This is a genomic window from Oleiphilus sp. HI0123 (assembly GCF_001635315.1).
The window spans coordinates 1-6,035 of record NZ_LWGE01001076.1; the positions used below are offsets into that span (position 1 = coordinate 1).

The 6,035-nt window shown below is 45.7% G+C and carries 3 protein-coding genes; 1 reads left to right on the forward strand and 2 read right to left on the reverse strand.

The features are described 5' to 3' along the window. Both narH and A3761_RS10375 read right to left on the reverse strand, forming a co-directional pair. Positions 1-1,107: nitrate reductase subunit beta (gene narH / locus A3761_RS10370; RefSeq protein WP_068750178.1), on the reverse strand; the 1,107-nt coding region annotated here is incomplete at its 3' end. Positions 1,108-1,109: 2 nt separating this feature from the next. Next, the gene (locus tag A3761_RS10375; protein WP_068508662.1) at positions 1,110-4,853 is read right to left on the reverse strand and encodes a nitrate reductase subunit alpha; all 3,744 of its coding nucleotides are present in this window, start codon (positions 4,851-4,853) and stop codon (positions 1,110-1,112) included. Positions 4,854-5,183: 330 nt separating this feature from the next. Here A3761_RS10375 and A3761_RS10380 point away from each other — a divergent pair. After that, on the forward strand, positions 5,184-6,035 hold an 852-nt coding region (locus tag A3761_RS10380; protein ID WP_156491788.1), incomplete at its 3' end, for a type IV pili methyl-accepting chemotaxis transducer N-terminal domain-containing protein.

Sequence of the window (6,035 nt, forward strand, 5' to 3'; positions counted from 1 at the left end):
ACCCTGCTCAGCAGCATTCTGGATTGGGGATAGTGGTGGGATGTACCAAACCATTGGCAGCGTACGGTACTCTGGGTGTAACGGTAGCGCTACTTTCCAGTCCATTGCCATCTTATAAACAGGTGATGCTTGAGCCGACTCAATCCAGCTATCAGGAATGCCTTCAGCGCGTGCCGCATCTTGCACTTTAGGATCATTTGGATCTAGGAAGATATCCAACTGTGCCTGGTACAAATCTTTCTCTAGCGGCGTTGCTGCTGCTTCTTCGATACGGTCTGCATCATAAAGAAGTACACCCAAGTAACGGATACGACCTACACAAGTCTCAGAACAAACTGTTGGCTGGCCCGCTTCGATACGTGGGTAACAGAAAATACACTTCTCTGACTTACCAGACTTCCAGTTGTAGTAGATCTTCTTGTATGGGCAACCCGATACACACATTCTCCAACCACGACACTTGTCTTGGTCGATCAATACGATACCGTCTTCTTCACGCTTGTAGATCGCACCTGAAGGACAACTTGCAACACAAGCCGGATTCAAACAGTGCTCACATAAGCGTGGCAAGTACATCATAAAGGTCTTTTCGAACTGACCGTAGATGTCTTTCTGCGCTACTTCATTGAAGTTTGAATCAACTTTACGTTTAGCGAACTCCGTACCTAGAATCTCTTCCCAGTTTGGGCCCCAGTTGATCTTCTCCATGATTTTGCCAGTGATCAGCGACTTCGGACGAGCCGTTGGCTGATGCTTGCTTTCTGGCGCAGTATGCAGATGCTCGTAGTCGTAATCGAATGGCTCATAGTAGTCATCGATTTCGGGTAGGTCAGGGTTACCGAAGATATTCGCCAACACACGCATCTTGTTACCTTGACGCGGTGTCAACTTACCATCGTTACCACGGACCCAACCGCCGTTCCATTTTTCCTGGTTTTCCCACTCTTTAGGGAAACCCACGCCTGGCTTAGATTCAACATTGTTAAACCAAGCGTATTCAACACCGTCACGGCTCGTCCATACGTTCTTACAAGTGATAGAACAAGTGTGACAGCCGATACATTTGTCCAGGTTCAGGACCATGCCTATTTGTGCACGTACTTTCATCGCTATGCTCCTCGCTCTTCAGACGACTCGTCCAACCAGTCAACTTTGTCCATCTTACGGACGATTACAAATTCATCTCGGTTACAGCCAACGGTACCGTAGTAGTTAAATCCGTATGCTTGCTGTGCGTAACCACCGATCATGTGAGTAGGCTTCATAACCGCTCTTGTAACAGAGTTATGCATACCACCACGTGTCTTGGTTGTTTCAGCCCCCGGCATATTTATTTGTCGTTCCTGTGCGTGATACATCAAGCTCATACCTTCGTTTACACGCTGGGAAACGACCGCACGACATGCAATGGCACCGTTAACATTGAACACTTCGATCCAATCGTTATCTTCGATGCCTGCTTTTGCTGCATCAACTTCCGAGATCCAAACAATCGGACCACCACGTGAAAGGGTCAACATCAACAAGTTATCAGAGTAGGTTGAGTGGATACCCCATTTCTGGTGAGGTGTAATCCAGTTCAATACGATCTCTTTGTTGCCGTTTGGTTTCTTGTCTAACAAAGGCTTAACTGTCTTCATGTTAACTGGTGGCTTATACAAGCACTGGGTTTCACCGAAGTCACGCATCCACTCATGATCCTGATAGAACTGCTGACGACCTGTCACTGTTCTCCATGGAATCAACTCGTGTACGTTGGTATAACCTGCGTTATAAGATACGTGCTCATCTTCCAGACCTGACCAGGTAGGAGAAGAGATGATCTTACGAGGCTGCGCCTGAATGTCGCGGAAGCGGATTTTTTCCTCTTCTTTCGGCTTAGCCAAGTGTGTGTGATCTTTACCGGTAAACTCTGACAGTGCAGCCCATGCTTTAACCGCTACCTGACCATTAGTTTCTGGTGCCAGGCTCAAGATCACTTCAGAGGCATCAATTGCCGACTCAATCTTCGGACGACCCTGATGCGCGCCTTCTTCAGTGTGCTTATAGTTAAGCTCACCCAAGAACTTCACTTCATCTTCAGTGTTCCAAGTAATACCCTTACCACCATTACCTAGTTTCTCTAGCAATGGGCCAAGCGAAGTAAAGCGCTTATAGGTATTCGGGTAATCACGTTCAACAACGGCTAGGTTTGGTGCCGTCTTACCTGGAATCAGGTCACACTCACCTTTCCACCATGCTTTCACACCCTCTGGCTGAGCAAGCTCTCCTGGTGTGTCGTGCTGAAGCGGTACCGTGACCAAATCTTTCTCAACACCCAAGTGGCCTTCACAAAGTTCAGAGAACTTCTTGGCAATACCTTTGAAGATATCCCAGTCAGATCTCGATTCCCAAACCGGGTCAATCGCTTTAGAAAGAGGGTGAATAAACGGATGCATATCCGACGTATTCATATCGTCTTTTTCGTACCAAGTTGCTGTAGGTAATACAACATCTGAATACAAGCAGGTAGTCGACATACGGAAGTCTAGCGTCACTAGCAAGTCGACCTTACCCTCGACTGGCGTATCGTGCCACTTAACATCTTCTGGCTTCTTGGCGCCACGTTCATCAAGGTCTTTACCTTGAAGACCGTTCTTAGTACCTAGAAGGTGACGAAGCATGTATTCATGACCCTTACCTGACGAACCTAATAGGTTTGAACGCCAGATAAACATATTATGAGGATGGTTTTGAACATCATCCGGATCTTCACAAGCAAACTTCAAAGAACCGTTCTTCAATTGATCAACCGTGTATTCTTGAGGAGTTTTACCTGCCTTCTCAGCATCTTTAGTCAACTGCAATGGGTTAATTGCTAATTGAGGTGCTGATGGCAACCAACCCATACGCTCTGCACGCGTATTGTAGTCAATGATAGAAGCTTGCCACTTAGACTTATCAGCCAAAGGTGACACAACCTCTTCCATTTCCAATTTCTCATAACGCCATTGGTTTGCGTGATTGTAGAAGAAAGAGGTACCGTTCATTTGACGTGGTGGACGCTGCCAATCCAAACCAAATGCTAGCGGTAGCCAACCACACTGAGGACGCAACTTCTCTTGTCCAACATAGTGAGCCCAACCGCCACCAGATTGACCGATACAACCACACATCATCAACATGTTGATAACGCCACGGTAGTTCATGTCCATGTTGTACCAGTGGTTCATCGCCGCACCGATAATGATCATGCTGCGACCAGTCGTCTTGTTTGCATTGTCTGCAAACTCTCGTGCGATCTTGATGATCTGCTCACGCGGCGTACCGGTGATTTTTTCTTGCCATGCTGGCGTGTATGGCTTGTCTTCGTCAAAACTTGATGCTGAATTTGCACAGTTTAAACCGTGCTCAACACCGTAGTTTGCAAGAGTCAGGTCAAATACAGTTGCAACCAACTTCTCACTACCATCTGCTAACTTAATTTTCTTAGCAGGTACTTTACGTAGTTGATTCGCATCGTGATCAGTATGATCAAAATAACCGTATTCGTGCTCTTGTCCACCGAAGTAAGGGAAGGAAACTTCAACCACTTCGTCTGCACTATCTTTTAGTGATAAGCCTAATTTGATCTCTTCGCCGGTATTACCGTCTAGCTGATCAATATTCCACTTACCTTTTTCACCCCAGCGATAACCTATTGAACCGGTAGGTGAAACCAACTCATTGCTCGCATCGTTAACTGCAATCGTCTTCCACTCAGGGTTGTTTTCTTGACCCAAGTTACCATCGAGATCAGAGGCTCTTAGGAAGCGACCTTGCTGTAAGCCTTGATCAGACTCTTCTAACATAACCAAGTAAGGGAAATCAGTCTTGGTACGCACGTATTCAGTGAAGTAAGCACTTGGCTTATCTACGTGAAACTCTTTCAGAATAACGTGGCCCATTGCCATCGCTACTGCTGAGTCAGTACCTTGCTTCGCGTGAATCCACTCATCGGTCAACTTCGCAACTTCTGAGTAGTCAGGTGTAACGGATACAGTCTTAGTACCCTTATAGCGAACTTCAGTGAAGAAGTGAGCATCAGGTGTACGCGTTTGTGGAACGTTAGAACCCCAAGCAATGATGTAGCCAGAGTTATACCAGTCTGCAGATTCTGGTACGTCAGTCTGCTCACCCCAAATCTGAGGAGATGCTGGTGGCAAATCACAGTACCAGTCATAGAAGCTTAGGCAGTTACCACCGATCAAGGATAAGTAACGAGCACCTGCCGCATAAGAAACCATCGACATCGCAGGAATTGGCGAGAAGCCGGTAATACGGTCAGGACCATATTTCTTAGCAGTGTAAACGTTAGAAGCAGCAATCAGCTCATTAACTTCTTTCCAGTCAGAACGAACCAAGCCGCCCATACCACGTTTTTCTTTGTAGGATTTAGCTTTTGCCGGATCGTTAACAATCGATTCCCAAGCTTTAACCGGGTCACTATGCTGGGCTTTAGCTTCGCGCCATAGCTTCAATAGAGCTTTACGTACCTTTGGGTACTTCAAGCGGTTTGCACTATAGATGTACCAGGAATAACTCGCACCACGAGGACAGCCGCGTGGCTCGTGGTTAGGAAGGTCAGGGCGCGTACGAGGATAATCAGTTTGCTGGGTTTCCCAGGTTACCAGGCCATCCTTAACATAAATCTTCCAACTACATGAGCCAGTACAGTTGACCCCATGTGTTGATCGTACAATTTTATCGTGCTGCCAACGACGGCGATAGCCATCCTCCCAGCCACGATCCTCGTTGGTTGTTACGCCATGCCCTGAGGCAAAGTCCTGCTTTTTCGTTTTGAAAAAACGTAACCTGTCTAAAAACTGACTCATTTGTGGTTCCTCACCCTTGTTTGTTTATTCCCATCACTTAACTTCTGTCATGGCCAAACAAACGATTATTTTTGAACAATTGATATTCAAAGCACATTGGCAGTATTGTGTACATAACACGACTCCATTAGTGCGATTGCTCTCAGTATATGGAGGGGCAAGAATATTGAAATTGATTTGCATCAATTTACACCAGGCGGCTCTGGTCATAAAACAGCCAAACTACCCACTTAGGGTTATCGTGAATTATTTTTAAGATATTGATATATAATAGATTTTTATTTTATCGGCCTTACTACATCAGGCTATGGCTTTTTAGGGGTATTACCCGTGTTACAACGCAATCAGCAGTTCATTCACTCAGTGATGAGTTACATAAACTTGTCACTGTTTACCATCATAGGTATCACCTTATTATCGATATTCTTTTCTTTTTGGGTGACAGAGCAAGCCGATTCCGATGCTCATGCGATTAACCTCTCAGGTTCAATGCGCATGCAGACCTATCATATAGGCTTAACCGCTACTCACTCCCCAAATGACATCGGGCCGCTAATAGAAAAACTAGACCAAACCTGGAATAACACCCTTTTTACTAACCTTCACTCATCCCTTTCAAACCCTGACTTGGAACAAGCTTTTACAAACGGCTACCAGCATTGGTTTGAGATCGTCAAACCACGTTTGAAGAACGGTGAAAAACCAATCCCCGAAACACTTACCTTGCTCAACAAACAAGTTGATCTAACCGATATTCTGGTATCTGAGCTTCAGCTAGAAGCTGAGTCAAAAATTCGCACACTTCGAACCTTCCAATTATTTGCCATGCTGTTTACCACCTTGGTTGGTAGCCTGATTTTTTATCTGCTTAAAAACCGTGTAGAAAGCCCCCTGGGCCGCCTGACAGAAGCTGCAAAAATGATTCGTGATGGCTACATCCAGCAGCACATCGACATTCCTGGTAAAGATGAGCTGGCTTTACTAGCACAAACCTTTAACCAGATGAGCCAATCAATCGCTGAAACTTATCAACAGCTAGAAAGCCGGGTTGAAGAACGAACCAAAGAACTAAAACGAAGTAATACCGTCCTAGAATATTCCTTCGGCGTTGCCAGGAAAGTACTGGAAGATCAAGACAAGAGCCTGGATTACCAAGAAATTATCAATGATCTAGGCATGATA

Bases quoted from the DNA above. Each gene is read 5' to 3' on its own strand.
- A3761_RS10375 (WP_068508662.1), bottom strand. From the start codon at position 4,853: ATGAGTCAGTTTTTAGACAGGTTACGTTTTTTCAAAACGAAAAAGCAG.